Here is a 26,443-nt window from a genome sequence, read left to right as displayed (position 1 = left end):
CCCATGATCAAGTTCATTGCGAAGAGGCTGGGCAGCGGGGTGGTGGTGCTGTTCGTTGTCTCCGTGCTCACCTTCACCCTGCTGTACACGGCCAGCGGCAGCATTGCCCAAAACATCCTCGGCGACCAGGCCACCCCTGAGCAGGTCGCCGCGAAGGAACATGAACTCGGGCTCGACCAGCCGCTGTTCACCCGTTACTTCTCCTGGCTGGGCGATGCCCTGAGCGGAAACCTTGGGGCCTCGTGGTTCACCAATGAACCGGTGGCCAACTCCCTGGCCACCCGGATCCCGGTCACCATGACCATGGTTTTCGCCGCAATGATCCTGATCGCCATCTGCGCAGCACTGATTGGTGTTGCCGCAGCCGTGAGGCGCGGCTGGGTGGACAGGGTGGTCCAGATCGGCGCGATCATCGGCGACTCCATCCCGGGGTACGTGATCGGCGTGTTCCTGGTGACCATCCTGGCCATCCAGCTTGGCATGTTCCCGGCAACGAGCACCATCTCCCCGGAGGTCGGGCCCGAAGCCTGGGTCGTGTCCATGACCCTCCCCGTCATCGCCCTGCTCATCAACGGCGTGACCGGCGGCGCCCAGCAGATCCGCAGCGCCGTCATCAAACAGCTCGAACGGGACTACGTCCGGACCCTCCGCAGCCGCGGAATCGGGGAGCGGGAGATCCTGTTCAAGCACGTCCTCCGCAGCGCGGCACCGGCGGGCCTCACGGTGCTGAGCCTCCAGTTGATCGGCATGCTGGGCGGCGTGGTGATCATCGAACAAATTTTCGCCCTTCCCGGCATGGGCCCGCTGGCGGTCGCGGCAACAGGGCAGACCGACCTCCCCGTCGTCATGGGCGTGGTCATGTACACCGTGGTGGTGGTCATCGTGGTGAACCTCCTGGTGGACATCCTCAATGGCTGGCTCAACCCGAAAGTACGTGTGTCATGAGCGATTCCGTAGAAACAGCAGCAGTTGCGCCGTCGGCCCTCCCCACGGGGCAAAGCGGCACCGTGGTCCGCTCCACCGTGATGCGCCGGCTCCTGAAGAACCCGCTCGGCATTGCCTCGCTGGTCATCCTCACCACCATCGCCCTGCTGGCGATCCTGGCACCGGTGCTGGCCCCCTTCGAGGAAAACTTCGCCAACATCTCCAAGACCCTGGCGGCCCCGGACTCCACCAACATCCTGGGAACGGACAGCGCCGGACGGGACACCTGGAGCCGCCTGCTCTTCGGAGCCCAGCTGACGCTGCTCTCCGCCCTGCTCTGCGCCGGGGTTGCCATCGCCATCGGCCTCCCCGCAGGACTGATCGCCGGATACTACGCCGGCAGGTTCGAGGCCGTCTCCAACTGGGTGGTCAGCATCCTCATGAGCCTGCCCGGCCTGATCGTGCTGCTCACCATCCGCGCGGCCTTCGGCCCGTCCGTGTGGTTTTCGATGATCGCTTTCGGCATCCTCATCAGCCCGTCCTACTTCAGGCTCACCCGGGCCGCGGTCCAGTCGGTCCGCAATGAGCTCTACGTGGACGCAGCCCGCGTCTCCGGCCTCTCGGACCTGAGCATCGTGGCCCGCCACATCTTCTCCGTGGTCCGTGCGCCGATCATCATCCAGACCGCCGCCATCGCCGGCGTGGCCATCGCCATCCAATCCGGCCTGGAGTTCCTGGGCCTCGGTGATCCCACCAAGGCAACCTGGGGCGTCATGCTCTCCGAAGGCTTCAAGAACGTCTACCTGACGCCAAGCCTGCTCCTGTGGCCGGCCCTGGCCATGGCCCTCACCATCGGCGGGCTGGTGCTCCTGGGCAACGCCATCCGCGATGCCCTGGAAGACGGCGAAAAGATCAAGCACCGCAGGAAGCGCGGGCCCGCTTCCGGCCCCAGCGGAGGGAGCACGACGGCGGCACCCGCCAAGGCGCGCCCGTCACGGAAGTCCGTTGCCGCCGTCGAACACGGGACCGAGCACCACCTGGTCAAGGTGACCAACCTCGGCGTCGGCTACCCCCAGGCAGACGGTTCCATCAAAAAGGTGGTGGACAACGTCTCCTTCCACGTGGACCGCGGCGAGATTCTGGGCATCGTGGGGGAGTCGGGCTCGGGCAAGTCCCAGACCGCGTTCTCCATCCTGGGCCTGCTCCCGGACAATGCACGGATCGTTGCAGGCTCCATCCAGTTCGACGGCAACTACACGGTGGCGCCGGGGGAGGACCGGGTCAGCCAGGAACGGCTGTCCAAGCTGCGCGGCAAGCGCATCTCCTACATCCCGCAGGAACCCATGAGCAACCTGGACCCGGCATTCACCATCGGATACCAGCTGGTCACTCCCATGGTCAGGGTGCTGGGGATCAGCAAGGCGGAAGCCCGGACCCGGGCGCTGAAGCTGCTGACCGACGTCGGCATCGTGAACCCGGAACGCACCTTCAACGCCTACCCGCACGAGGTCTCCGGCGGCATGGCCCAGCGCGTGCTGATCGCCGGCGCCATCAGCTGCGAACCGGACCTGGTCATCGCGGATGAGCCCACCACCGCCCTGGACGTCACCGTGCAGGCGGATGTCCTGGACCTGCTGCGCGAGCTGCAGCAGCGGCTGAATATCGGAGTCATCCTGGTGACCCACAACTTCGGCGTGGTGGCCGACCTCTGCGACCGCGTGGCCGTGATGCAGAACGGCCGGCTCGTGGAGGAAGGCACCGTCCGCGAGATCCTCCGCAACCCGAAAGAGAACTACACCCGGACCCTCCTGGGGTCCATGCTCGAAGGCAAGACGCCCATGACCATGCTGGTGTCCCCGCCCGAAGGACCCGTGGCACACGGTGAAGCATCCCGTCACGCAAGCGCAGAAAAGGAGCCGGTGGCATGAGCACAGTTTCACGGCAGGACGCACCACTGCTGAGCGTCGAGGACCTGGTGGTGGAGTACCCCAGCAAGAAGTTCCGGGCCAAACCGTTCCGCGCGCTGACGGACATCAACATCACTATCGGCCAGGGCGAAACCCTGGGCCTGGTGGGCGAGTCCGGTTCCGGCAAAACCACCCTGGGCCGCGCGGTCCTGGGCCTGGCGCCGGTCACCCGGGGAAAGGTCATCTTCGAAGGCAATGACATCAGCAACGCCTCCCGCAGGGAACGCCGGACGCTGAGCCGGGACCTGCAGGTGGTCTTCCAGGACCCCTACACGTCGCTGAACCCGGCCCTGGAGATCGGCGACATCCTCGCTGAACCCCTGGGCGTCCAGGGCCTCCAGAAGGATGCCGCCCGGAAGCGCGTCAAGGAGCTGCTGGACCAGGTTGGCCTGCCGTCGGATGCCATCCACCGGCTGCCGCGCGAATTCAGCGGCGGGCAGCGGCAGCGTGTGGCCATCGCCCGCGCCCTGGCCTTGTCTCCCAAGCTGATTGTCTGCGACGAACCCGTCAGCGCGCTGGACCTTTCCACCCAGGCCCGGGTGCTGGACCTGTTCCTGCAGATCCAGCGGGACACCGGCGTCTCCTACCTGTTCGTCTCCCACGACCTGGACGTTGTCCGGCACATCAGCCACCGCGTGGCCGTCATGTTCCGCGGCGAAATCGTGGAGCAGGGGCTGGCCGGGACCGTCACCCGGGACCCTGAACACCCCTACACGCAGCGCCTGCTCCTGGCTTCCCCGGTTCCGGACCCGGACCGGCAGGAACAACGCCGCGCCGACCGGCACCGGCTCCTGGAGCAGCAGCGCCAACAGACCGAACAGGCGGGAGCGGCAGCCTGACGCAGCCGCCCCCGCAGCACAGACCCACAAGGCCCCACCGGGCCGGAACAACGGAGGAACGACGTGGCCACAATTGGCGTACAGGCGATGATGCTCAAGGAGAGCTTCGCCGACATCGGAGCATTCGAAACCCTGCGGAAAGTCAGCGCGATCGGCTACAACGCGGTGGAGATCTCCCAGATCCCCATGACGCCGGAGAACGTGACGGAACTGGACCGTGCCCGCTCCGAGCTGGGCATGGACATCGCAGCGCTGTCCGTCAACGTCGAGGGCCGCAAAGGCATGCCCGTGGAGTCCCTGGCGGACAACTTCGACAAGATCGTTGACGACGCCAAGCGGCTGGACAGCAACCTCCTGCGCATCGGGATGCTGCCGTTTCCGGCCATGAAGTCACTGGATGCCGTGGTGGAGTTCGCCAAGCAAGCCAACGGCTACGCCGAACGCCTCCAGGAGCACGGCATCAGCCTCTACTACCACAACCACCACGTGGAGTTTGCGAAGTTCGACGGCAAGTACATGCTGGACATCATCGCGGAGAACTCCCCGGCAATGGGCATGGAGATCGACGTCCACTGGGTCCAGCGCGGCGGCCTTGATCCCGTCCGGACCCTCGAGAAGTACGCCGGAAAGACGGCCATGGTGCACCTGAAGGACTACCGGATCGGAAGCATGCCCGCGGAAGCCTTCGGCATGCTCGAAACCGGAGACTTCCCCGGCTTCATGGCCGAGTTCAAGAACGTTGTCCAGTTCGCCGAAGTGGGGGAGGGCAACCTCGACTTCCCGTCGATCGTGCCCGCGGCGGTCCAGGCCGGTGCGCAGTACCTCCTGGTGGAGCAGGACGAACTGTACGGCCGCACCGTCTGGGACGCGCTCCAGACCTCCCACGACAACCTGGTGGCCATGGGCCACAGCGGCCTTTTTTAGATTTTCAACACAGGAGAACCCACATGAGCAAGAAAGTACGCCTCGGCATCATCGGCCTGGGCCAACAGGGCGGCGCCTACGCCAAGTTCATCACCGACGGCCTGGTCCCCAACATGGAGATCGGTGCCATCTGCGACACTGACCCGGCCAAGAAGGAACTCGCAGCGTCCACGTACCCGGACGTCCCCTTCCATGACGACTACGTCGCCCTGCTGGAAAGCGGCGACGTCGACGCCGTTGTCACCTGCGTGCCGCACTACCTGCACCCGGAGATGGGCATCGCCGCGCTCCAGCGGAACGTCCACGCCCTGGTGGAGAAGCCCGCCGGGGTCTACACCAAACAGGTCAAGGAACTGAACGGGTTCGCGGCATCCAAGCCTGAGCTCTCCTTTGCCATCATGTTCAACCAGCGGAACAACCCGCTGTACCGCCGGATCAAGGAGATCGTGGACAACGGCGAGATCGGAGCCATCCGCCGCACCAACTGGATCATCACCACCTGGTGGCGCCCGCAGGGGTACTACAACTCCAGCGCCTGGCGCGCCACGTGGGGCGGCGAGGGCGGCGGCGTCCTGGTCAACCAGGCTCCGCACCAGCTGGACCTGTGGCAGTGGATCTGCGGCATCCCCAAGTCCGTGTACGCCAAGGTGGCGTACGGCTTCCGCCGAAACATCGCCGTCGAGGATGAAGTCACCGCCGTGGTGGACTACGGCGACGGCGCCACGGGCGTGTTCGTCACGGCCACGCACGACCTCACCGGAACCGACCGCTTCGAGATCCTGGGCGACCAGGGCAAGATCGTCGTCGAAGGTTCCAAGACCGCCACGGTGACCCGCCTGGCCAAGCCGGAGCGTGAGCTGAGCGACGGCATGGACATGGAGGATGTCCGCAAGCTCTTCATGGGCCAGCTCAAGCCCGAGGAGTACTACACCACCGAGGTCATCGAGTTCGAATCGGCCTGGGGCGGCCAGCACGCCGGCGTCCTGGAGAACTTCGCCGCGAACATCCTTGACGGCACCCCGCTGCTGGCGCCGGGTTCGGACGGGATCAACGGCGTCCGGCTGGCCAACGCCATCCACCTCTCCAGCTGGACCGGAACCGAGGTGGGCCTGGACTTTGACGAGGACGAGTTCCTGTCCGAGCTCAATAAACGGATCGCCGCCGAAGGCCAGTTCCCAGAGCGGAGCTGACGCGCATGTTTGGCCGGCGGTTGCCCTGCAACAACAGGGCAACCGCTGGCCATTTTCCGGTCCCTCCCTCGTTAGGATGGGGCAGTGAGCGAACCCAGGACGCAGGACCTTTCCGAGCCGCCCGCCGACGCGCCCAAGCCGGCCCGGGGCGGAAAATCGAGCCCCACCATCTACGACATCGCCAAGCTTGCCGGCGTGAATCCGTCCACGGTTTCCCGGGCGCTCAGCAAGCCCGGCCGGGTCAGCGCCAAGACGCAGAAGTTGATCGAGGACGCCGCAGCCCAGCTGGAGTACCGGGTCAACCCCTTTGCCCGCGCACTTCCCACGGGCAGGACCAACACGCTGGCGCTCATCGTCGCGGACATCACCAACCCCACGTTCTTCGGCATCATCCGCGGCGCTGAAGCCACTGCCACGGCGCGCGACTACACCATGATGCTGGCCGAGTCCGCGGAATCCCCGGATACCGAACTGACGGCCGCGCGGCGCATGCTGGCCACCGTGGACGGGATCATCCTTGCCAGCCCGCGGATGGAGGACACCAGGATCCTCGAACTGGCCAGGGAAAAGCCGGTAGTGGTGATCAACCGCCAGGTCGAGGGAGTGCCGTCTGTGGTGCCGGACGTCAATAAGGGCATCGGTGAGGCCGTCCGGAACCTGGCCGCCAACGGCCACCGGAAGATTGCCTACGTCGCCGGGCCGCCACAGTCCTGGATGACCGCGCGCCGTTGGGAGGGCGTGAAGGCGGCGTGCGAGTGGTCCCACCTGGAGTGCGTTCAGCTCCCGTCCACCAAGCCAACGGTCGACGGCGGCCGGCAGGTTGCGCGCGACGTCGTCGCCAGCGGTGCCACGGCAGTAATGACGTACAACGACCTCCTGGCCATCGGCCTGATGCAGGAGCTCCAGGCCGCCGGCATGCAGGTCCCGGACCAGATCAGCATCGTGGGCTTCGACGACATCTTCGGTGCGGACTTCACCACCCCGGCGCTGACCACTATCCGGTCGCCCATGACCGACTGCGGCACGGAGGCTGCCACGCTGCTCCTGGACCTGCTGCACGGCGGAGGGGAAGCAGTACCCGCCCTGCAGGTAGAGACCGAACTGGTCCTGCGCGGCTCCAGCGGAAGGCTCCTGGCCAGCTGACACGTCAGCCGGCGTGCGGAACGCCAACCAAATGGCAATTTTTGGCAACCGGTTGACAAAGGAAGGTTGCCAAACGGATCATTGACGTATGTCACAGTCGATTGCTTCCCACCCCGACCGGCTTCTGCCCGCTGACCCCGGAACGCGGAGCATCGCCCGCGACCTGCTGGCCCGCGTCCAGGACCTGCCCATCATTTCGCCCCACGGCCACGTTGACGCCGCTGTCATCGAGCACAACACTCCCTTTCCGGACCCGGCAGCGCTGCTGGTCAGCCCGGACCATTACGTCACCCGCCTGATTCATGCCAGCGGCGTGGACCACGACCTGCTGCGACCCCAGACCGGCGCTCACGGTGATCCCCGGGCCGTGCCGGACGCGCGGACTGTTTGGCGGGAGTTCTGCAAGGCCTGGCCCCTGTTCGAGGGCACCGCCTCCGGATATTGGCTGCGCACCCAGTTCCAGAGCGTTTTCGGCCTGCAGGAAGAGCCGGACGCCGGGAACCCCGATGCCAGCTACGACGCCATCTCCGCCCGCCTGCAGGAACCCGGCTTCCGACCGCGCGAGCTCTTCAAGGACTTCAACATCGAGGTGCTGGCCACCACCGATGATCCGCTGGACAGCCTGTCCAGCCACCAGGCCATCGCCGCGGACCCGTCCTTCCACGGCCGCGTCCTGCCCACGTTCCGTCCGGACCAGTACCTGAACATCGCCCACCCGCAGTGGCGGGACAACGTGGACCGCCTGATCACCGCGGCGGGGGACGGCGGCACCGGCTACGCGGGGTACATCACCGCCCTTGAAAACCGCCGCCGCTACTTCGTGGACAACGGCGCCGTCTCGGCGGACCACGGTGTCCGCACGCCGCGCACCCTCAAGCTCACGGACGCCGAAGCGTCCCGCCTCTTCGACGCAGCCCGGTCCGGCAAGGCCACTGCCCAGGACCGCGAGGACTTCGAGGCGCACATGATGTACCAGATGGCCCGGATGTCCGTCGAGGACGGCCTGGTGATGACCATCCATCCCGGGTCCTTCCGCAACCACCACGAACCCACCTTCAACACCTACGGCGCGGACAGCGGCCATGACATCCCGTTCGCCATCGACTACACCGAAGCCGTCCGTCCGCTGCTGGAGGACTTCGGCACGGCCAAGGACTTCCACCTGGTCCTTTTCACCATGGATGAGACGGTCTTCTCCCGCGAACTCGCGCCGCTGGCCGGGTTCTACCCCTCCGTCTTCCTGGGCGCCCCCTGGTGGTTCCTGGATGCACCGGACGCGATGCTCCGCTTCCGCTCCGCCGTCACCGAGACCGCAGGGTTCTCCCGCTCGTCCGGCTTCATCGACGACACCCGTGCCTTCTGCTCCATCCCCGCCCGGCATGATGCCTCCCGCCGGATCGAGGCCTCTTTCCTGGCCCGCCTGGTCGCCGAGCACCGGGTCAGCGAGGACCGCGCGCACGAGCTGATCCTTGACATCGTGGATGCCTCCCCGCGAAGGGTCTTCAAGCTGTGACCATGGAAAAGACTGCTCCCGGAACGTCCGACGCCGGCGCCCTCCTTCCCGGGAAAGCCTCACCTTCCGTTCCCCAACTGTCCCGCACGGTCCGCCCGGTGCCGAAGGCGCCGGTGCGGATCGTGCACCTGGGGCTGGGTGCCTTCCACCGCTCACACCAGGCCTGGTACACCCAGCATGCCGGTGACGCCCCGGACTGGGGGATCGCGGCCTTCACCGGCCGCCGGCCCGACGCCGCCGCATCCCTGTCCGGACAGGACGGCCTGTACACGGTGGTGGAGCGCGGCGATGAGGGCGACACCTTTGAAGTGGTCGGCAGCATTGTCGAAGCCGTGGATGGCGCCGATATAGGCCGGCTCGCCGGGCTGATTGCGGCCCCCGGTACCGCGGTGGTGACGTTGACCATCACGGAGGCCGCCTACGGACTCCGGGCCGACGGCCGGCTCGACCCAAAGGACCCGGGCGTTGCGGACGACCTCCAGCAGCTGAAGGCCGGCCCGGACGGCATGCCCACCACTCCGGTGGGCCGGCTGGTCAATGCCCTGGCTGCCCGCCAGGCCGCGGGCGCCGGACCACTCGCCGTCGTCTGCTGTGACAACCTCTCCCACAATGGCACCGTGGCACGCAACGCCGTGGTGGGCATGGCCGAAGCCTGGGACCCGCGGCTCGCCGCGTGGATCGACGCGAACGTCAGCTTCGTCAGCACCTCCGTGGACCGCATCACCCCGCGGACCACCGATGCTGATGTCGAGGCTGTGACGGCTGCGTGCGGCTACCGGGACAACTCCCCGGTGGTGGCCGAACCGTTCCGTAACTGGGTCCTGAGTGGGGACTTCCCTGCGGGGCGGCCGCGCTGGGAGGACGCCGGCGCCGTCTTCGTCGACGACATTGAACCCTACGAGAACCGCAAGCTGTGGCTGCTGAACGGCGCCCATTCGCTGCTGGCCTACTTGGGGCAACTGCGCGGTCACACGACGGTTGCCGAGGCGCTGGCGGACCCGGCGTGCCTTGCCGCCGTCGAGCGTTTCTGGGACGAGGCCGAAGCCAACCTCTCGGGTGCTGCTGCAGACGGCGCGGACCTGCAGATCCCGGCCTACCGGGTGCAGCTCCTGGCACGCTTCCGCAACGCCCGGATTGCCCACCACCTCACGCAGATCGCCATGGATGGCAGCACCAAGCTGCGGATGCGTGCGGTCCCCGTCCTGGCGGCAGAGCGGGAAGCCGGGCGGACCGGGGAGGGGGCAGCCGGCATGATCGCGGCGTGGGTCGCCTTCTGCGGGGCGGCTACACAGGAGGGCCAGGCCATCCAGGACCCGCTCGCCGGTGACATAGCCGCCGCGTGCGCGCTTCCCGGACCGGACCGTGTGCGGGCCCTGGTTGCGCTGTTGAACGAACCGCTTTCGCAGGACGGCGGGACTGTGGAGCTTGTGGCAACGCTCGCCGCAGGATTTGTCCGCCAGGAGGCGCAGGCGTAGAACGGGTCTGCGCCCCAACCGGTGCACCAACTGCCCGGGAGCCCTGTGCTTCCGGGCAGTTTTTTATGGTCCGGCGCCGGCCGTGGCCCCGGCACACAGGCGTTCGCGGCACCACGGGCGCACAGCAAAATCCTGCTGCGCAAAACAAAATGGCAACCGCTTGCCATTTTCTTGCCACGTGACTAGGATTACAACCAGACTCAATCGAAGTGCTGCCTCGCGGCAGTGGGTAAAGGAGCCCATCGTGAAGAAGCTGAACAGGCTCAGCATCATCGGCTATGGCGCCGGCGACGCAGCCAACAACCTCGCATTCACCACCGCCACCATGTTCCTGCTGGTCTACTACACCGATGTTGCCGGAATCTCCGCGGCCGCCGCCGGAACCCTGCTCCTGGCCGTCAGGATCTTTGACGCATTCGCCGACGTGGTGGCCGGACGGGTGGTGGACCGCACCTTCAGCAAGCGCTTTGGCAAGTTCCGCCCGTTCATCATGTTCGGTTCCATCCCGCTGCTCCTGCTCAGCGTTGCGACGTTCTCGGTGCCGCAGATCGGCGAGACCGGAACCCTCCTCTACGCCTACGTCACCTATGCCGCGCTGGGCCTGGCCTACAGCCTGGTGAACATTCCCTACGGATCCCTTGCCGGTGCCATGACCCAGGATCCCGGAGAGCGTGCCAAGCTCGGTTCGGCCCGGATGATCGGAGCGGCCCTGGTGGGCTCGTCCCTGGGTATCTTCGTTGCCCCGCTGATCAAGCCGGGCGCGGACCTGCAGGCCACGTTCACCGGCATCACCCTGGCATTTGTGGTGATCGGCGCGGCCCTCTACTTCTTCACGGTTTTCACCGCCAAGGAGCAGGTCCACCGGGCCGTCCCCAACGTCACCCTTAGGCAGAGCATCGACACCCTCAAGGGCAACAAACCGCTGATGATGCTGTGCCTGAGCTCCTTTCTCTTCCTCTCCGGATACCTGGCCCTGACCTCGGTCCAGCTCTACTACCTCCGGGACGTGCTGGGCCGGCTGGACCTGTACCCGGTGCTGTCCGTCATCCAGCTGGTGCTGACCTTCGTGCTGGCAGCCATCATGCCGCGCCTCGTCAGGGCAGTCGGGAAGAAAAACGTCTACGTCTACGCCTCGGTGGTCACGGTGGTGGGCGGCGTCATCGTCTTCCTCACCCCGGCCAGCCAGACGTGGATCGGCTTCGGTGGCCTGCTCATCAGCCTGGTGGGTGTCATGGCCGTCAGCATCGTCGTCTGGGCACTCGAGGCCGACACCGTCGAATACGGCGAATGGAAAACCGGTGTCCGCACCGAGGGCATCACCTACGCGCTCTTCTCCTTCACCCGCAAGACCGGCCAGGCCGTGGGTGGCGCACTGGCCGCCTACGCCCTGGCCCTGGGCGGCTACAAGTCAGGGGCAGCCCAGACGGCCGACGCCGTCTTTGGCATCCAGGTTGCCGCCGGCGCGATCCCGGCCGCCCTTGCACTCCTGGCTCTCCTGGTCATGACCAAGTACAACCTCACCGACGCCCTGCACGCCCGGATCCTTGCCGATATCCGCGCCCGCCGTGCTGAAGGCGAAGCTGCCGCAGCCGCTGCCGGCGCAGCGCAGGACGGAGCCGGTGAACCACTGGCAGTCAGGCCTGCTGCCGCCAACTGACAGCCAAACCTCGCTTCGACACACCCGAACCGCCACGAACTACCTGCACCAGAACCGCCCTCCACTGACCAACCCTCCCGGCCCCGCCCGAAAGGACCCGCTGTGAAAATCATTGCCGCCGACGTCTTCGTGACCAGTCCCTCCCGGAACTTCGTGACGCTCCGGATTACCACCGAGGACGGTGTGACCGGCATCGGCGATGCCACCCTCAACGGCCGTGAACTCGCCGTCGCCGCCTACCTGAAGGAACATGTCGCCCAGCTGCTGATCGGCAAGGACCCGCACCGGATCGAGGACACCTGGCAGTTCCTGTACCGCTCCTCCTACTGGCGCCGCGGCCCCGTGACCATGGCGGCCATCGCCGCCGTCGACATGGCTTTGTGGGATATCAAGGGCAAGCTGGCCGGGATGCCGGTGTACCAGCTGCTGGGCGGAGCGTCCCGCAACGGGCTGCGTGCCTACGGCCATGCCTCCGGCTCGGACATCCCCTCGCTGTTCGATTCGGTGCGGGAGCACCTGGAACTCGGGTACAAGTCCATCCGGATCCAGACCGCCGTCCCCGGCATCAAGGCCGTCTACGGTGTGGCCGCCCAGGCCCAGGCCTCGGGGGAGCGGTATGACTACGAGCCTGCTGGCCGCGGCGCGTTCCCCGTGGAGGAGGACTGGGACACCCGCGCCTACCTGCGGCACCTGCCCACCGTCTTCGAGGCCGTCCGGAATGAGTTCGGCCCGGAAATCCCGCTGCTGCACGACGGGCACCACCGCATGACGCCCATCCAGGCCGCGAAGCTCGGCAAGGCGCTGGAACCCTACGACCTGTTCTGGCTCGAGGACTGCACCCCGGCCGAGAACCAGGAGGCCCTGCGCCTGGTCCGGCAGCACACCACCACGCCGCTGGCCATCGGGGAAATCTTCAACACCGTGTACGACTACCAGACCATCATCAAGGAACAGCTGATCGATTATGTCCGCGCAGCGTCCACCCACTTCGGCGGTATCTCCCCGCTGAAGAAGGTCATGGATTTCGCCGCGCAGTACCAGATCAAGTCCGGCTTCCACGGCCCCACCGATATTTCCCCGGTGGGCTTCGCCGCCCAGCTGCACGTGGGCCTGGCCATCCACAACTACGGCATCCAGGAATACATGCAGCACTCGGACAAGACCAACGAGGTCTTCCACCAGACCATGACCTTCAAGGACGGCTACCTGCACCCCGGCGACGAACCCGGCATCGGCGTGGAGTTCAACGAGGAAGCCGCCGCGGCCTTCCCGTACCAGCAGGCCTACCTGCCCTACAACCGCCTCGTGGACGGCACGGTGCACGACTGGTGAGCGCAGGCACCACAGGTAAGGCAGCAGCAATGACCAAGCACCGCATCGTTGTCATGGGCGTTTCCGGTTGCGGAAAGACCACCATCGGTGACCTCGTGGCCCGCGAACTGGGCGTCCCGTTCGTCGACGGCGACTCCCTCCACCCGGTGGAGAACGTCGCCAAGATGGCGGCCGGGACCCCGCTGACGGACGAGGACCGCTGGCCCTGGCTCGCCACCGTCGGTTCCGAGCTGGCCAACGCCGGAAACGGGGGACTGGTCCTGGCCTGCTCGGCCCTTCGCCGCAGCTACCGCGACGCCATCCGGGCGCAGGCGCCGGACACCGTCTTCCTGCACCTGCACGGAACCAAGGACGTCCTCAAGGCCCGCACCGAAGGGCGGACCGGGCACTTCATGCCGCCCGCCCTGCTGGACTCCCAACTCGCCACGCTGGAACCGCTCGAAGCCGACGAAGCCGGGTTCGTCGTCGACATCGCCGCGCCCGTGGACGAAGTGGTGGCGTCGGCACTGGCCAATATTGCCGCCGTCGTACCCTCGGCCGAAGGTGCCGCGGGCACCCGCCCGCGGCAGTTCGACGTCGACCTTTCCGCCGCTCCGTACAATCTCGACGACGGCGCGGTGACCTGGGTGGAAGAAACCATCAGCGCCATGACGCTCAAGGAAAAGATCGGGCAGCTGTTCATCAACCACAACAACGGCTACTCGCCCGAATACCTCGACGACGTGCTGGAGAACTACCACGTGGGCGGCATGCGCTACCGGCCTGGTCCGTCCGCCGCGGTGCAGGAGCACATCCGGTACGCACAGTCGAAGTCCCGCGTCCCGCTGCTGATCGCCTCCAACCCGGAAATGGGCGGGGCGGGCAGCTGCGACGACGGCACGTTTGTCTCCACGCACCTGCAGGCCGGCTCCCACCCGGACAAGAACATTGCGCGGCAGATGGGGCAGGTGGCCGGCGTCGAGACTGCGGCCCTGGGGTGCAACTGGGCGTTCGCGCCGATCGTGGACATCCACTACAACTGGCGTAACACGGTGATCTCCACCCGCTCGTTCGGCAACACCCCGGAGATCGTGGTGGAGCGCGCCAAGGAGTACTTTGACGGCATCAGCGAGTCGCCCACCGTCTGCGCCATGAAGCACTTCCCGGGTGACGGCGTTGACGAGCGCGACCAGCACGTGGTCACGTCCTACAACACGTTCTCCTACGAGGAGTGGGACCGGACGTACGGGCATGTGTACCGCGAAATGATCGGGCACGGCGTGCAGTCCATCATGGTGGGCCACATCGGTGCACCGGAGGTGTCCCGGCACTTCCGTCCGGGCCTGTCCGACGCCGACATTCTGCCTGCGACGCTGGCGCCGGAACTTCTCCAGGACCTGCTGCGCGGCGAGTTGGGCTTCAACGGCCTGGTGCTCACCGATGCTTCCCTGATGGTGGGACTCACGCAGGCGCAGAAGCGCAAGGACCTGGTGCCGGCAACCATTGCGGCCGGCTGTGACATGTTCCTGTTCTGCCGCAATCCGGCCGAGGACTTCCAGTTCATGCTGGACGGCTACAAGTCGGGCGTCATTACCGAGCAGCGGCTGCATGACGCCCTGCGGAGGATCCTCGGGCTGAAGGCGTCGCTGGGGCTGCACCGGAAGTCCCTGGACGAGCTTGTCCCGCCGGCCGATGCGCTGTCCGTCATTGGTTCCGAAGCACACCGTGCCATTGCCGCAGAGGTGGCGGACAAGACCGTCACCCTGGTCAAGGACACCGCCGGGAACCTGCCCATCACGCCCGAAACGCATCCGCGGATCCGGCTCTACGGCATCTCCGGCGGGGCGGACTTCACCCGGGCTGATCCGCTGGCCTACCTGGACACGGTGAAGGAAGAGCTTGTTGCCGCGGGCTTCGAGGTGTCTGTGTTCCGGACAGCCGAGCAGCGCGAGGCCGCGGGGGAGACAGGAGTGAACTTCATGTCCGTCCTGGCTGAAGAGGCCACCGCGGACTACGCGGACCGGTATGACGCCGCGTTCGTGTTCGCCAACGTCAAGGGCTTCGCGCAGGAGGCAGCCATCAGGATCAAGTGGTCCTCACCGATGGCCGCAGAGATCCCCTGGTACGCCACGGAAGTACCGACCGTCTTCGTCTCCTTGAACCAGCCGAACCACCTGATTGACGTGCCGATGGTGAAGACCGCCATCCACGCGCACGCCGGCTCACGCGAGGCCATCCGGGCTGCCGTGGCGAAGATCCAGGGCAAGTCTGAATTCCAGGGCACGTTCAACGAGAACGTGTTCTGCGATTCCTTCGACACCCGGCTGTAACAGCCGCCGGGCTCAGGGCGCCGGGCGCGGGGAGATCCCCTGCGTCCGGCGCTTTTGCCTTCCCCGGGCGGGAGGCCTTGGCACCCGCAGGTCCAGTTGCAGGGTCCCTTGAGGAAATGTGGGACAAAAGCGAAGGCGCCTGGTTCGCTGTTTTATCAGCGGTCCAGACGCCTTCTGCATTGGCGGTGACGGTGGGATTTGAACCCACGTTGGCTTTTACACCAAACAACATTTCGAGTGTTGCACCTTCGGCCGCTCGGACACGTCACCAACCTGAATAGGGTACCGGAGCAAGACGCACATCCCCAAAACGACGCCTTGGCACTCTCTTGGAGAGGGACGTACTCGACGGTCCAAAGAGGCTCACTCTGAATGTCAGACCCTCGCGCGAGGATGCCTGTATGGGAAGCTCGGGCGTTGGAGCAGCAGCGATGGAGGGTCTTCGGACCTCGGTCGCCGCCCTTGGCGCACTTTTCCTGACGGACGAGGGCCTGGACCGGGCTGACCCTCAGGCCGTGGACTGCGAAGCGGTCGATGTTTTGGAGCGGAAGTCGGAGCTTCGGTTGGAGCGGCTGGCGGTATGGGCCCGCTTGGAGGCCCAGATCGCCGCAGGGAAGTCACGGGACGCCGCGGAGTTCGCGGAGTTCCAGGAAGCGATGACGCCGCCGGAGGCCACCGGGTCGGAGCGGGCGTTCGTGGAGATGTCCACAACGGCGGAGGTCGCCGGGGTCCTCACTGTCCCGGACGCTGCCGCGGCAGCGTTCATCAGCCAGTCCCGGAAAGTCTGCGCGATGCCAGCGGTCGCGGGTGCGCTGGCGGCGGGGTCGATGTCCTGGCGGCACGCGGTGATCGTGGCCGACGAAGCGGACTGCCTTGCCCCGGAGGGTGCTGCGGCGTTGGTGGCGCATTTCTTCGACCCGGACGCACCCCACCGTGCCCGGGGGTCGGAGCCCGGGGACCTCGTCCCGTCCCTGTTCCGCCGGAAAGTCAGGACCTGGCGCGAACGCACCTACCCCGCCTCCGTCCAGGAACGGCACATCAGGTGTGTGGCGGACCGGCGGATGGAATACCGGCCGGACGCCGACGGGATGGCATGGATTAACCTTCACCTGCCCGGGGACACCGCCTGCGCCATCTGGAACAAGACCACTGCCATCGCCCGCGGCCTCCAGGCACCCGACGAGACCCGCACCCTCAGCCAGCTTCGCCCGGACGTCGCCGCAGCGCTCCTGCTCGGCGCCCACACCGGTACCGCGGCCCCGGACCGGCACGACGACGGCCAACAACCAGGCAACACAGCCGGCTCCCACGGCACCGGCACGCACGGCACCGGCACGCACGGCACAGGCATCCAGGGCACCGACCCTTATGCCGTTGACCTCAGCAAGATCCCCGCCCCCAAGGCCGACGTCCTGGTCACCATCCCGATATTCACACTGCTGGGCAGCACCGACGAGCCAGCCGACCTGGACGGATACGGGCCCATCCCCGCCGCCATGGCCCGGAAACTCGTCGCCAACGGGGCCAGCTCGTTCTACCGGGTCCTTGTTGACCCCCGCAACGGTGCACCGCTCGAGATCGGCCGGACCAGCTACCGACTCACCGAAGCAATGAAACGCTGGATCAGGATGCGCGACGGACACTGCACCTTCCCCGGCTGCACCAACCCCACCCTGGACAACGAGACGGACCACCTCACCGCCTGGCAACACGCCGGAACAACAGGCGTGAGCAACCTGGCACAACTCTGCCCCAAGCACCATCGGCTCAAGCACAACAGCGGCTGGACCCCCACACCCGCCACCGAAACTGAACCACCCGGCTGGACCTCGCCCACAGGCCGCCACTACCCAGCCCAACACCCCGACCCACAACCACCACACTGGCCACCCGGACTCCCTGACGCGCTGCACATGACAGGCTCCCTGGAACAGAGGATTCTGGCCGGAGAGGCGGTCTGCCCCGACTACCTCCTTGCTGACCCACCGGATGACGAATTGCTGGACGAAGAATTCGCTTGCGGGAACCGTATTGTCCCCGACGACGTCTCCCCGGATAATCCCCTCTGGGAGGCCTTCTACGCGGGACCCTTCGAGCTGCCCTCTGATCCGCAGAAGGACCACTGGCTTCATGATCTCGCGCTCACATGACCGCCCGGGCTGAAGGCTGTAGGACATCTGTTGCTGCCCAGGTTTCCGCTCCGACGTCGGAAGCCAGCACGTTGAACCAGCCCCAGCAGAACCCTTCAGGTTGCCCTTCACCCGCACACGTGCCGCTGCTGAAATGGCGACACCCGCCGTCGGACCTTCCTCCCGAACGCGCGCCCCGCTAGATTCGACAGCAAGATGACTAATTCAGAAATGCCGCACCGCGCCACCGCCTACTGGACTACCGCGAAAGAACAAGGCGAACTCCGGTCCGAGGACTTGCCGGCTCCAGAGCCGGGGGAGGCCGTGGTCCGTGCACTGTACTCCGGTATCAGCCGGGGCACCGAGATGGTCGTCCACCGGGGCGCGGTTCCACCCCGGGTTGCTGATGAGATGCGCGCCCCGCACCAGGAAGGTGATTTTCCCGGCCCGGTAAAGTTCGGCTACCTGTCAGTCGGCGTCGTGGAGGAAGGCCCGGACGAGTGGAAGGGGCAGCGCGTTTTCTGCCTCAGCCCACACCAGGACCGGTACGTCGTTCCGGTGGCCGCCCTCACACGGATCCCTGACGGCGTCCCGTCACAGCGAGCCGTGCTTACGGGAACGGTGGAAACGGCCGTCAATGCCCTGTGGGAGGCCGAACCGAAACTGGGGGACCGCGTCGCCGTCGTAGGGGCCGGCCTGGTGGGCGGGATGGTGGCCGCCCTGTTGCGCACCTTCCCGCTTCAACGCCTACAACTCGTTGACATTGATCCAGGGCGGAAGAAGCTGGCGGACACCATCGGCGTCGACTTCACGAGCCCCGAGGACGCCCTTGACGACTGCGACATCGTGATCCACTGCTCCGCATCCCAGGAAGGCCTCGAACGCAGCCTCCAGCTTGTGGGCGACGACGGTGACGTCATTGAGATGTCCTGGTACGCCGACCGGAAGGTCACCGTCCCGCTGGGGGAGGACTTCCACGCCCGGCGCCTCTCAATCAGGGCAAGCCAAGTGGGCATGGTGGCCCGGTCCCGCCGGCACCGCCGGACCAACGCCGACCGCCTCGACCTGGCCGTCTCACTTCTCGCTGACTCCGTCTTTGACGCTTTCCTCACCGGACAGTCAGCGTTCGAGGACCTCCCGGACGTGGTCCAGGGGCTGTCCGATGGAAGCCTTGAAGCCCTCTGCCACGTCATCGAATACCCGCAGGACTCTGGCCGCCATCCGGAAAACCCGGCCTGAGGCGTCCGGCCAACCTGACGTGCACCGACCCGCCGATTCACCCCACCAGACCCATTCCGTTAAACAGAGCCAGAGGTTACCCATGTTCAGCCTGACCGTCCGCCGCCACTTCATGATCGCCCACAGCCTGCCGCGCGAGGCGTTCGGCCCGGCCCAGGGCCTGCACGGCGCAACGTTCGTCGCCGAGGTGGCGTTCCGCCGTCGTGCCTTGAATGAGAACGCAATCGTCCTGGACATCGGCGCCGCCGGAACCGTCATCGAGGAGGTCCTTGACGGGCTGAATTACAAGAACCTGGACGAACACCCCGACTTCGAGGGCAAGCTCAGCACCACCGAGGCCCTGGCCCAGTACATTGCCCAGGCCGTGGCGGCCAAGATCAGCAATGACGACGACGGCCGCCACCTTGACGGAATCGACGTCACCCTCCGCGAGAACCCCGACGCCTGGGCCACCTTCTCGCTGGACCTGCGCGCCTGATCCATGTCCCTGATCCGGCTGCTGGTCCCGGCCAATATCCGCCACAGCTCGGGCGGCAACGTCTACAACGCCCGCGTGGCTGACGGCATCCGGGACTTGGGCGTGCAGGTCGAAACCGTCCCCGTGGATGGCAGCTGGCCCGACGCGTCCGCCAAGGACCGGCGCCGCTTCGGTTCAGTTCTCGGAGCCTGGGAGCAGGAGCAGGAACACGAGCCGGGACAGCGGTCAGATGTGGCGCTGGTGGACGGGCTCGTCGCCGTCGGCGCCCCGGACGAGCTCGAATACGCAACCAAGTCAGGCCGGCAAACCTTCGTCCTGGTGCATATGCCCGTCCCGGAAACCTCCGGGCCGGAAGCGTTGCAGAAAGAAGCGAGGGCATTGCGTGCGGCGTCCGGTGTCATCTGCACCAGCAGCAGTGCGGCCGCCGTCCTCAAGGAGCGCGGGCTTCCCAACGCCCGGGTCGCCCTGCCCGGCACCGTACGTGCCGCTCCGGCAAAAGGCTCCACGCCTCCACACCTCCTCGCCGTCGCGGCCCTGCTGCCCAACAAGGACCAGCTCCTCACCGTGGCCGCCCTCGCCGGTATCCAGGACCTGGAGTGGACGGCCTCGCTGGTGGGATCGGAACAGGCAGATCCGGAGTATGCCCGGCTGGTCCGGGAAGTCGTCAGCACCAGCGGGCCGGCCGGCCGGGTGCACCTGTCCGGTGAGCTGACCGGCGCAGCGCTGGAGGCGGAGTGGGGCCGGGCCGACCTCAGTCTCCTTGTCTCCCGCGAAGAGGCGTTTGGCATGGTGGTCATCGAATCGCTGGCACACGGCGTCCCCGCGGTGGTCCGGCAGGGGACCGGGGCTGTGGAAGCCTTGGGCGTTGCGCGGCTGCAGGATGCCGACGGCGGGACGCGCCTTCCGGGTGCGGCGCTGGATTTGCCCCGCGGCGGCGAAGCGGACGCCGGCGTGCTCGGCGCCACCCTTCGTCGCTGGCTGGAGGACCACGCCACCCGGGAAGAGTGGAAAGCCTGCGCCCTTGACGCGCGCGAACGCCTGCCGGGCTGGGACATCACAGCTACTACCGTCCTCGACGTCCTGGCGGTGACGTCCTAACGGGACCGCCGCGGAAAAGCCGGGACGCAAGTTTCGTGTCCGCTGCTATGGCCGGTGCGCGGCGAAGAAACCGCGCAGCAGTGCGGCGCACTCCTCTTCGCGGACGCCGCCGTACACTTCCACCCAATGGTTCAGCCGGCGTTCGCGGAGGATGTCGAACACCGAACCTGCGGCGCCGGCTTTCTCGTCCCACGCACCGAACACCACCTTGGGAATCCGCGCCAGGACGATTGCCCCGGCACACATGGCGCACGGTTCCAACGTGACCACGAGCGTGCAGTCGGAGAGCCGCCACCCGTCACCGCTGCCGCCGTTGAGCTGTGCCAGCTCCCGCAGCCGGTCAGCGGCCTGCCGGATGGCCACTACCTCCGCATGGGCGGTGGGGTCCCCGAGTTCCTCCCGCTGGTTGCGACCGGAACCGAGCACCGCGCCGTCGGGTCCAAGTACCACCGCGCCGATCGGCACGTCGGCAGTATCCAGGGCACGATGGGCCTCCGCCAGGGCGAGGCCCATCCACTCGTCGTGGCTGTTCGATGCGGAGACCATGGCTCAATGATAGTTTCGGGGGATAGTAAGCCTGCGTACTGATGTCGGGAGGCACCGTGAGTACCGTCAAGGACCGCGTGGACAAGTGGATCAAACCCTATGCAGCGCTGTGGCTGACCATGATCATCGGCGGCACGCTGGTGGTCGCCATGGCGCTGACGGGCGCAGAGGTGTATTCCGACGTTGTTGATGACGAGGGGCTCGCGAGCCTGGACATCCCGGCGCTGGAGTACTCGCAATCCCTGCGCACCCCCGAGGTGGACGCCTTCGTCACGGGCTTCACCAACATTGGCGGCGGCATTGGGATGCCCATCCTCGCCACGATCCTGACCGCGTGGCTGACGTTCCTCAGCAGGTCATGGCGCCCGCTGCTGCTGGTGGGCGGTGCAGCCGCTGTTTCCACGACGGCGACCACCCTGGGGAAGCGGCTGGTGGGCCGCACCCGGCCGGATCATGCTGATGCCGTTCCGCCGTATGAGGACTCGCCGTCCTTCCCCAGCGGGCACACCTTGAACACCACCGTGGTGATTGGCGTGCTGGTGTACATCATCTGCCTGCAGTTCCAGGTCCTCAGTGCCCGCATCACAGCCATCACCGCCGGCGCTGTCTTCATCATTGCCATGGGCTTGAGCAGGGTCTTCCTGGGCCACCACTGGCTAACGGACGTCATTGCCGGCTGGACGCTGGGCCTGGCGTGGGTGGGCTTCGTCATCCTGGCCCACAGGATGTTCCATCTCATACGGCGCCGGGAGCACGCCGGTCCGGCGCCCACATTCGAGCATCCCGTGGTGCGGGACGTCGTCGCCGATGCCATGCACCACGACGGCGGCACCCACCGCGGCGCAGATCAGGACAGCGCAGATCAGGACAGGGCAGGGCACAACAGCGCTGATCAGGACAGGGCAGGGCACAACAGCGCTGATCGCCACAGGGCAGCCCACAGCAGCGCAGGGCACGACGCCGAGGCGCACCGGGGCGGGAGCTCCCGGGGCCCGGAGCGGCGAACCGGGGACACCGGCGGCAACGTCCCCGGATGATAGTTTTGACCAATGCGCACTCTCGTTGTGGACCACCCGCTGGTCGCCCATAAGCTCACCGTTCTCCGGGACAAGAACACCCCGTCGCCGGTGTTCCGGCAGCTGACGGAAGAACTGGTAACGCTGCTGGCGTACGAGGCCACCCGCGAGGTCCGCACCGAACCCGTCACCATCCAGACGCCGGTGAGCACCACCGTGGGTACCGCGTTCACCAAACCCACTCCGCTGGTCGTGCCCATCCTGCGCGCCGGCCTGGGAATGCTTGAGGGTATGACCAAGCTCGTCCCCACAGCCGAGGTTGGCTTCCTGGGCATGGCCCGGGATGAGGAAACGCTGGACATCATCACCTATGCCGAGCGCCTGCCGGAGGACCTCACCGGACGCCAGGTCTTCGTGCTGGACCCCATGCTGGCCACCGGCGGAACGCTGCGCGAGGCCATCAAGTTCCTGTTCAAACGCGGCGCATCGGATGTCACCTGCATCTGCCTGCTGGCGGCCCCGGAAGGCCTGGCCAAGCTGGAAGAGGAGCTGGGCGAAGCAAACGTGCACATCGTCCTCGCCTCCATTGACGAGAAGCTGAACGAAAAGTCGTACATCGTCCCGGGCCTCGGGGATGCGGGAGACCGCCTGTACGGCATCGCCGGCTGAGGTTCAAGGCTTCCCCGCAGGGCCGCCCGGCCGTAGCCTGTGCGCATGGACTGGAAACTTGAGCTCGTCTTTGTCCCCGTGTCCGATGTGGACCGCGCCAAGGATTTCTACGTTAACAAGGTTGGTTTCAATGCCGACTTCGATGCCCGCCCGTCGGAGTCCATCCGCTTTGTGCAGCTGACCCCACCAGGTTCTGCGTGCTCAATCTGCATCGGCGAAGGCCTCACGGACGCGCCTCCGGGCACAGGATCCAACCTGCAGATGGTGGTCAGTGACATTCAGGCAGCCCATGACCACCTGAAGAACAACGGCGTGGACGTCAGCGACATCGACGTCCAGGACTGGGGCCACTTCGTATACTTCGCGGATCCTGACGGAAACCGATGGGCCGTGCAGTACATCCCCGGCCGCTAGCAGCCCAGGCTTAACGACGGCCGCCGCCGAACCTGGGTAAGGTTCGGCGGCGGCCGCGTGAGGGTTCAACCGCGGTTTAGTACCAGTTGTTGCCCAAGTGGAAGTTCAGTGCGCCGCACGGGGACTGGTAGCGCTCCTTGATGTAATTCAGGCCCCAGTTGATCTGCGTGCGGTAGTTGGTCATGTAGTCAGGCCCGGCGCTCGCCATTTTTTCGGCGGGCAGCGACTGGACAATGCCGTAGGCGCCGCTGCTGGCGTTGGTGGCGGTGGTGGTCCAGTCCGATTCCTTGGTCCAGAGCGTCACGAGGCACTGCATCTGGTCCTGCGCCCAACCGTAGTTTGCCAGCTGCCCGGCAGCGTAGGCCTGGGCTCCTGCGGGGTCGTTCACCGCGACGGCAGGTGCGGGCTCGGGTGCCGGCTCGGGTGCTGGAGCCGGTGCGGGGGCTGGGGCAGGAGCGGGTGCCGGCTCGGGTGCGGGAGCCGGCGCGGGTGCGGCCTCCTGCGGCTGGACCTTGATATCCGCCGGTGCCGGCGACTCAGCCGGGTTGGAACGGATCTCGCTCTTCTCGATGCTCATTTGCGCATCCGAGGCCGAGGGGGACGCGGACCCGGTTGCAGCGACGCGGGACATGGCGTCGGTGGCCTGGCCTGCGGCACCCACTCCCACGAGCAGGGCTGCGGACGCGGCAAGGACTGCGGCCCGCTTGCCGAAGGAGGTTTTCTTGCGCGTGTCAGCTCCTGCCCGGTGGCTGGCTGACGATTTTGGGCGCGGTTCTACCGTGAATTTGGACATGTTTGATTCGCCTCTCACACACCTGCGGAGTTAGCTGTCGGGTTCGGATGAGGGCATCCGGCCGCACGGATCGAACACGTGCTGGCTTAACCCCAAGGGCAAACGGATTGCCCGGGACGTGGGTCCCCCGCCTCTGCCTCAGTTCAAGCGAAATCCGGGAAGTGGCAGAGCTTGGCGTCATCCGGATATGCGGTCCGAACGGGAACCGCACCATATCGACGGTACAGGAGCCGGGCGCTTAAGTCACATTAAGGTAACGGACATCATAACGGTCGGCGAGTCGCGTTGCCCGCTTTTCCAGTAAGCGTGTAGGGGTGCATCGGGTTCCAGGGACGTTTACTGACCAGCATGTTATCCGTCCGTGACTCAGCGGGCAGTAACTATGCCCTGCGTCCTGAGGTGCGCGAGCCGGCCGCGGGCTGACGCGGCCGCGGCTGGCCGCACCGGTGGTCCTGTCAGGGGGTGGGCAGTGGCGCGTCAGGCACGGGCCGTGGCCGAGGGAAGGCGGACGGCGAACTCGGTCCTGCCCGGACGGGAGTTCAACTCGACGCTGCCGCCGTGTGCTTCCACGATGGACTCAACAATGGAAAGGCCCAGGCCTGAGGAACCCTCCTGCCCCGACCGGGAGGCGTCCGCCCGGGTGAAGCGGGAGAAGATCCGGTCCTGGAATCCGGCAGGGATGCCCGGGCCGTCGTCCGTTACGGTCACCACCACGCTGTCGTCCGCGGACCGCATCACCCCGGTGGAAACTGTGGTTCCCGCCGGCGTGTGCTTGCGGGCGTTGGAGAGCAGGTTGGCCAGGACCTGGTGAAGCTGGGTGGCGTCGCCGCGCACGGTAATGGGCTCGTCCGGCAGCCGCAGCTGCCAGGTGTGGTCCGGTGCCATGATCTTTTCGTCACTGACGGTTTCCACCACCAGTTGCGTCAGGTCCACGTCGGTGGTCTCCATGGCCTTGCCCTCGTCCAGCCGGGCCAGCAGCAGCAGGTCCTCCACCAGCGCAGTCATCCGCAGTGACTGGCTCTGGACACGCGCCAGCGATTTGCGGCCGTCCTCGGAAAAGTCCTCGGTCATGCGCAGCAACTCCGTGTAGCCACGGATGGCCGTCAGGGGCGTACGGAGCTCGTGCGAGGCGTCGGCGACGAACTGGCGGACCTTCGTCTCGCTTCTCTGCCGGGCTTCGAGGGCGCGGGAGACGTTGTCCAGCATCAGGTTAAGCGCGTGGCCCACGCTGCCCACTTCGGTGCCGGGGTGTGCAGCGGTGGCCGGGACACGGACGGCCAGGGCAACTTCGCCTGCGTCGAGGGGCAGCTGCGACACCCTGGTGGCGACGTCGGACAGCTGTTCGAGCGGCCGCATGGTCCGCCGGATCAGGGCCGTACCTGCAAGGCCGATGACCACCAGGCCCCCCAGTGACACCAGCATCATGGTCAACACCAGTGAGACCTCGGTGCTGTGCTTCGTGGCCAGCGGCAGGCCGGTGATCACCACATCGCCGTAGGGGGTCTCGGTGGCCAGCAGCCGGTATTCACCGTTGGACAGCGCGCGGTCCACCGGTTGGCCGTCGTGCGGGAGGTCCTGCAGGGTGGCGACGTCGCTTGAGGTCAGGGCGGTGCGGGTGGCGTCGGAGGACAGGAAGCCGGCCTCGCGGCTGATCTGCCCGTTCACCACCCTCGCGTTGAGCGTGCCGACACTTTGTCCCCGTGCGTCCAGCGGGTCGGGACGTCCGGAGGGATTGCCCTCGGGTGGACGGCCGCGGGAGGCCTGCGTCAGCTGCGCGTCGAGCTGGTTGGTGAGGACCACGTCCATCGTGGCGTAGCTGACCACGCCAATGGCTCCGGAAATTGCCACCAGCAGGGCCATGGAGAGCAGGATCAGGCGGGTCCGCAGATGCCAGGTGGCGGGCTTGAACAAGGACCGGCCAGTGGGCCGGGAAGCACCGGACAGTGAAGACATGCGGTTCCCTGGCTAATCCGCAGGCTTGATGACGTAGCCTGCGCCCCGCACGGTGTGGATCATGGGCGGATGGTTGGCGTCGATCTTCTTGCGCAGGTACGAGATATAGAGTTCCACAATGTTGGCTTGGCCGCCGAAGTCGTAGTCCCACACCCGGTCCAGGATCTGGGCCTTGCTGATCACCCGCTTGGGGTTCTCCATCAGGTAGCGCAGCAACTCGAACTGCGTCGCGGTCAGCTGGATGTCTTCGCCGCCGCGGGTCACTTCGCGGGTATCGACGTTGAGGGTCAGGTCGCCCACCACCAGTTCGGCGGTATCCATGGCGGCGACGCCCGACCGCTGGACCAGGCGGTGCAGCCGCAACAGGACTTCCTCCATGCTGAAGGGCTTGGTGACGTAGTCGTCGCCGCCGGCGGCCAGTCCCACGATGCGGTCCTGGACGTCGTCCTTGGCCGTGAGGAAAAGCGCAGGCACCTCGGGGGCAAAGGCACGGATCCGTCCCAGCAGCTCCACGCCGTCGAACCCGGGCAGCATGACATCGAGGACCAGGACGTCCGGGTGGAAGTCCTTGGCCAGCTTGACGGCAGCGGGTCCATCCGCGGCGACGGCCACGGACCATCCCGCCATGCGGAGGCCCATGCTCATGAGCTCTGACAGGCTTGGCTCGTCGTCAACCACCAGGGCGCGGATGGGAGAACCGTCCGGATGGGTGAGCTGGGGAAGGTTGTTGGTCATGGAGTGCGGGGATGCCATGGCACAACTCTCCAATCTGTCAGTTAGCCAATGCTTTGCGGATGCTGTGTTCCAGCTGTGAGCCCAAGCCTAGCCACCTGAA

General features: G+C 66.5%; 22 protein-coding genes, 1 tRNA gene and 1 riboswitch. Of the genes, 18 read left to right on the top strand and 5 right to left on the bottom strand.

Annotated elements, in window-relative coordinates; genetic code table 11:
* Nucleotides 1-3: 3 nt before the first annotated feature.
* The 11 genes from AS031_RS14395 to AS031_RS14345 all read left to right on the top strand — a co-directional run bounded on the left by AS031_RS14395 (nt 4) and on the right by AS031_RS14345 (nt 15,273).
* Complete coding sequence (locus tag AS031_RS14395) at nt 4-945, top strand: ABC transporter permease (RefSeq protein ID WP_058268850.1); 942 nt, start codon at nt 4-6, stop codon at nt 943-945.
* On the top strand, nt 942-2,852 hold the full coding sequence (locus tag AS031_RS14390; RefSeq protein ID WP_058268849.1) for a dipeptide/oligopeptide/nickel ABC transporter permease/ATP-binding protein: 1,911 nt from the start codon (nt 942-944) through the stop codon (nt 2,850-2,852). The genes AS031_RS14395 and AS031_RS14390 overlap by 4 nt, the downstream gene beginning before the upstream one ends.
* Nucleotides 2,849-3,730 carry an ATP-binding cassette domain-containing protein gene (locus AS031_RS14385; protein WP_058268848.1) on the top strand — a complete coding sequence of 294 codons (882 nt, stop codon included), beginning with the start codon at nt 2,849-2,851 and terminating at the stop codon, nt 3,728-3,730. The genes AS031_RS14390 and AS031_RS14385 overlap by 4 nt, the downstream gene beginning before the upstream one ends.
* Before the next feature lie 63 nt (nt 3,731-3,793).
* Nucleotides 3,794-4,654, top strand: a complete 861-nt coding sequence (locus AS031_RS14380) for a sugar phosphate isomerase/epimerase family protein (protein WP_228379642.1) — start codon at nt 3,794-3,796, stop codon at nt 4,652-4,654.
* A 23-nt stretch (nt 4,655-4,677) separates the two neighbouring features.
* Complete coding sequence (locus tag AS031_RS14375; RefSeq protein WP_058268846.1) at nt 4,678-5,844, top strand: Gfo/Idh/MocA family protein; 1,167 nt, start codon at nt 4,678-4,680, stop codon at nt 5,842-5,844.
* Between the two features lie 84 nt (nt 5,845-5,928).
* A complete protein-coding gene (locus tag AS031_RS14370) occupies nt 5,929-6,987 on the top strand; it encodes a LacI family DNA-binding transcriptional regulator (RefSeq protein WP_058268845.1) in 1,059 nt (352 codons plus the stop codon).
* 88 nt (nt 6,988-7,075) lie between these two features.
* Nucleotides 7,076-8,500 (top strand): glucuronate isomerase, encoded by a 1,425-nt coding sequence (uxaC, locus tag AS031_RS14365; protein WP_058268844.1) that lies wholly within the window; start codon nt 7,076-7,078, stop codon nt 8,498-8,500.
* 2 nt (nt 8,501-8,502) lie between these two features.
* Complete coding sequence (locus tag AS031_RS14360) at nt 8,503-9,975, top strand: mannitol dehydrogenase family protein (RefSeq protein WP_082642022.1); 1,473 nt, start codon at nt 8,503-8,505, stop codon at nt 9,973-9,975.
* Between the two features lie 244 nt (nt 9,976-10,219).
* Nucleotides 10,220-11,632, top strand: a complete 1,413-nt coding sequence (gene uidB / locus AS031_RS14355) for a glucuronide transporter (protein ID WP_058268843.1) — start codon at nt 10,220-10,222, stop codon at nt 11,630-11,632.
* A 102-nt stretch (nt 11,633-11,734) separates the two neighbouring features.
* Nucleotides 11,735-12,964, top strand: a complete 1,230-nt coding sequence (gene manD, locus AS031_RS14350; RefSeq protein WP_058268842.1) for a D-mannonate dehydratase ManD — start codon at nt 11,735-11,737, stop codon at nt 12,962-12,964.
* A 29-nt stretch (nt 12,965-12,993) separates the two neighbouring features.
* Nucleotides 12,994-15,273, top strand: coding sequence for a gluconokinase, GntK/IdnK-type (locus AS031_RS14345; RefSeq protein ID WP_058268841.1), 2,280 nt, complete (start codon nt 12,994-12,996; stop codon nt 15,271-15,273).
* A 180-nt stretch (nt 15,274-15,453) separates the two neighbouring features.
* Here the strand turns inward: AS031_RS14345 and AS031_RS14340 are convergent.
* Nucleotides 15,454-15,543: transfer RNA gene (locus AS031_RS14340), tRNA-Ser, on the bottom strand.
* A 131-nt stretch (nt 15,544-15,674) separates the two neighbouring features.
* On the opposite strand from AS031_RS14340, the gene AS031_RS14335 reads away from it, so the two are divergent.
* The 4 genes from AS031_RS14335 to AS031_RS14320 all read left to right on the top strand — a co-directional run bounded on the left by AS031_RS14335 (nt 15,675) and on the right by AS031_RS14320 (nt 20,217).
* Complete coding sequence (locus AS031_RS14335; RefSeq protein WP_228379641.1) at nt 15,675-17,423, top strand: HNH endonuclease signature motif containing protein; 1,749 nt, start codon at nt 15,675-15,677, stop codon at nt 17,421-17,423.
* Nucleotides 17,424-17,618: 195 nt separating this feature from the next.
* Nucleotides 17,619-18,641, top strand: coding sequence for a zinc-dependent alcohol dehydrogenase (locus AS031_RS14330; RefSeq protein ID WP_058268839.1), 1,023 nt, complete (start codon nt 17,619-17,621; stop codon nt 18,639-18,641).
* 82 nt (nt 18,642-18,723) lie between these two features.
* Entirely contained in the window at nt 18,724-19,119 is a 396-nt protein-coding gene (locus AS031_RS14325; RefSeq protein ID WP_058268838.1) for a 6-pyruvoyl trahydropterin synthase family protein, read from the top strand.
* Nucleotides 19,120-19,122: 3 nt separating this feature from the next.
* A complete protein-coding gene (locus AS031_RS14320; RefSeq protein WP_082642021.1) occupies nt 19,123-20,217 on the top strand; it encodes a glycosyltransferase family 4 protein in 1,095 nt (364 codons plus the stop codon).
* A 45-nt stretch (nt 20,218-20,262) separates the two neighbouring features.
* Here the strand turns inward: AS031_RS14320 and tadA are convergent, their stop codons facing one another.
* Nucleotides 20,263-20,763 carry a tRNA adenosine(34) deaminase TadA gene (gene tadA / locus AS031_RS14315; RefSeq protein ID WP_058268837.1) on the bottom strand — a complete coding sequence of 167 codons (501 nt, stop codon included), beginning with the start codon at nt 20,761-20,763 and terminating at the stop codon, nt 20,263-20,265.
* A 56-nt stretch (nt 20,764-20,819) separates the two neighbouring features.
* Between tadA and AS031_RS14310 the strand changes: the two genes are divergently transcribed.
* The 3 genes from AS031_RS14310 to AS031_RS14300 are packed head-to-tail and all read left to right on the top strand — an operon-like array spanning nt 20,820 to nt 22,862.
* Complete coding sequence (locus AS031_RS14310; RefSeq protein WP_371325992.1) at nt 20,820-21,800, top strand: phosphatase PAP2 family protein; 981 nt, start codon at nt 20,820-20,822, stop codon at nt 21,798-21,800.
* Between the two features lie 12 nt (nt 21,801-21,812).
* Nucleotides 21,813-22,448, top strand: a complete 636-nt coding sequence (gene upp / locus AS031_RS14305; protein ID WP_045729924.1) for a uracil phosphoribosyltransferase — start codon at nt 21,813-21,815, stop codon at nt 22,446-22,448.
* 45 nt (nt 22,449-22,493) lie between these two features.
* Nucleotides 22,494-22,862: a glyoxalase superfamily protein gene (locus tag AS031_RS14300; RefSeq protein ID WP_058268835.1), complete on the top strand. Its 369-nt coding sequence runs from the start codon at nt 22,494-22,496 to the stop codon at nt 22,860-22,862.
* Between the two features lie 76 nt (nt 22,863-22,938).
* On the opposite strand, the gene AS031_RS14295 is transcribed toward AS031_RS14300, so the two are convergent.
* The 3 genes from AS031_RS14295 to AS031_RS14285 form a co-directional block, all read right to left on the bottom strand.
* Nucleotides 22,939-23,655 (bottom strand): aggregation-promoting factor C-terminal-like domain-containing protein, encoded by a 717-nt coding sequence (locus AS031_RS14295; RefSeq protein WP_058268834.1) that lies wholly within the window; start codon nt 23,653-23,655, stop codon nt 22,939-22,941.
* Between the two features lie 4 nt (nt 23,656-23,659).
* Nucleotides 23,660-23,815, bottom strand: a riboswitch (cyclic di-AMP (ydaO/yuaA leader).
* Nucleotides 23,816-24,132: 317 nt separating this feature from the next.
* Complete coding sequence (locus tag AS031_RS14290) at nt 24,133-25,608, bottom strand: sensor histidine kinase (protein WP_058268833.1); 1,476 nt, start codon at nt 25,606-25,608, stop codon at nt 24,133-24,135.
* A gap of 12 nt (nt 25,609-25,620) precedes the next feature.
* The gene (locus AS031_RS14285) at nt 25,621-26,361 is read right to left on the bottom strand and encodes a response regulator transcription factor (protein ID WP_058268832.1); all 741 of its coding nucleotides are present in this window, start codon (nt 26,359-26,361) and stop codon (nt 25,621-25,623) included.
* Nucleotides 26,362-26,443 lie beyond the last annotated feature (82 nt).

The organism is Pseudarthrobacter enclensis (assembly GCF_001457025.1).
Lineage (GTDB): Bacteria > Actinomycetota > Actinomycetes > Actinomycetales > Micrococcaceae > Arthrobacter > Arthrobacter enclensis.
This window is presented reverse-complemented; position numbering and strand designations above follow the sequence as displayed.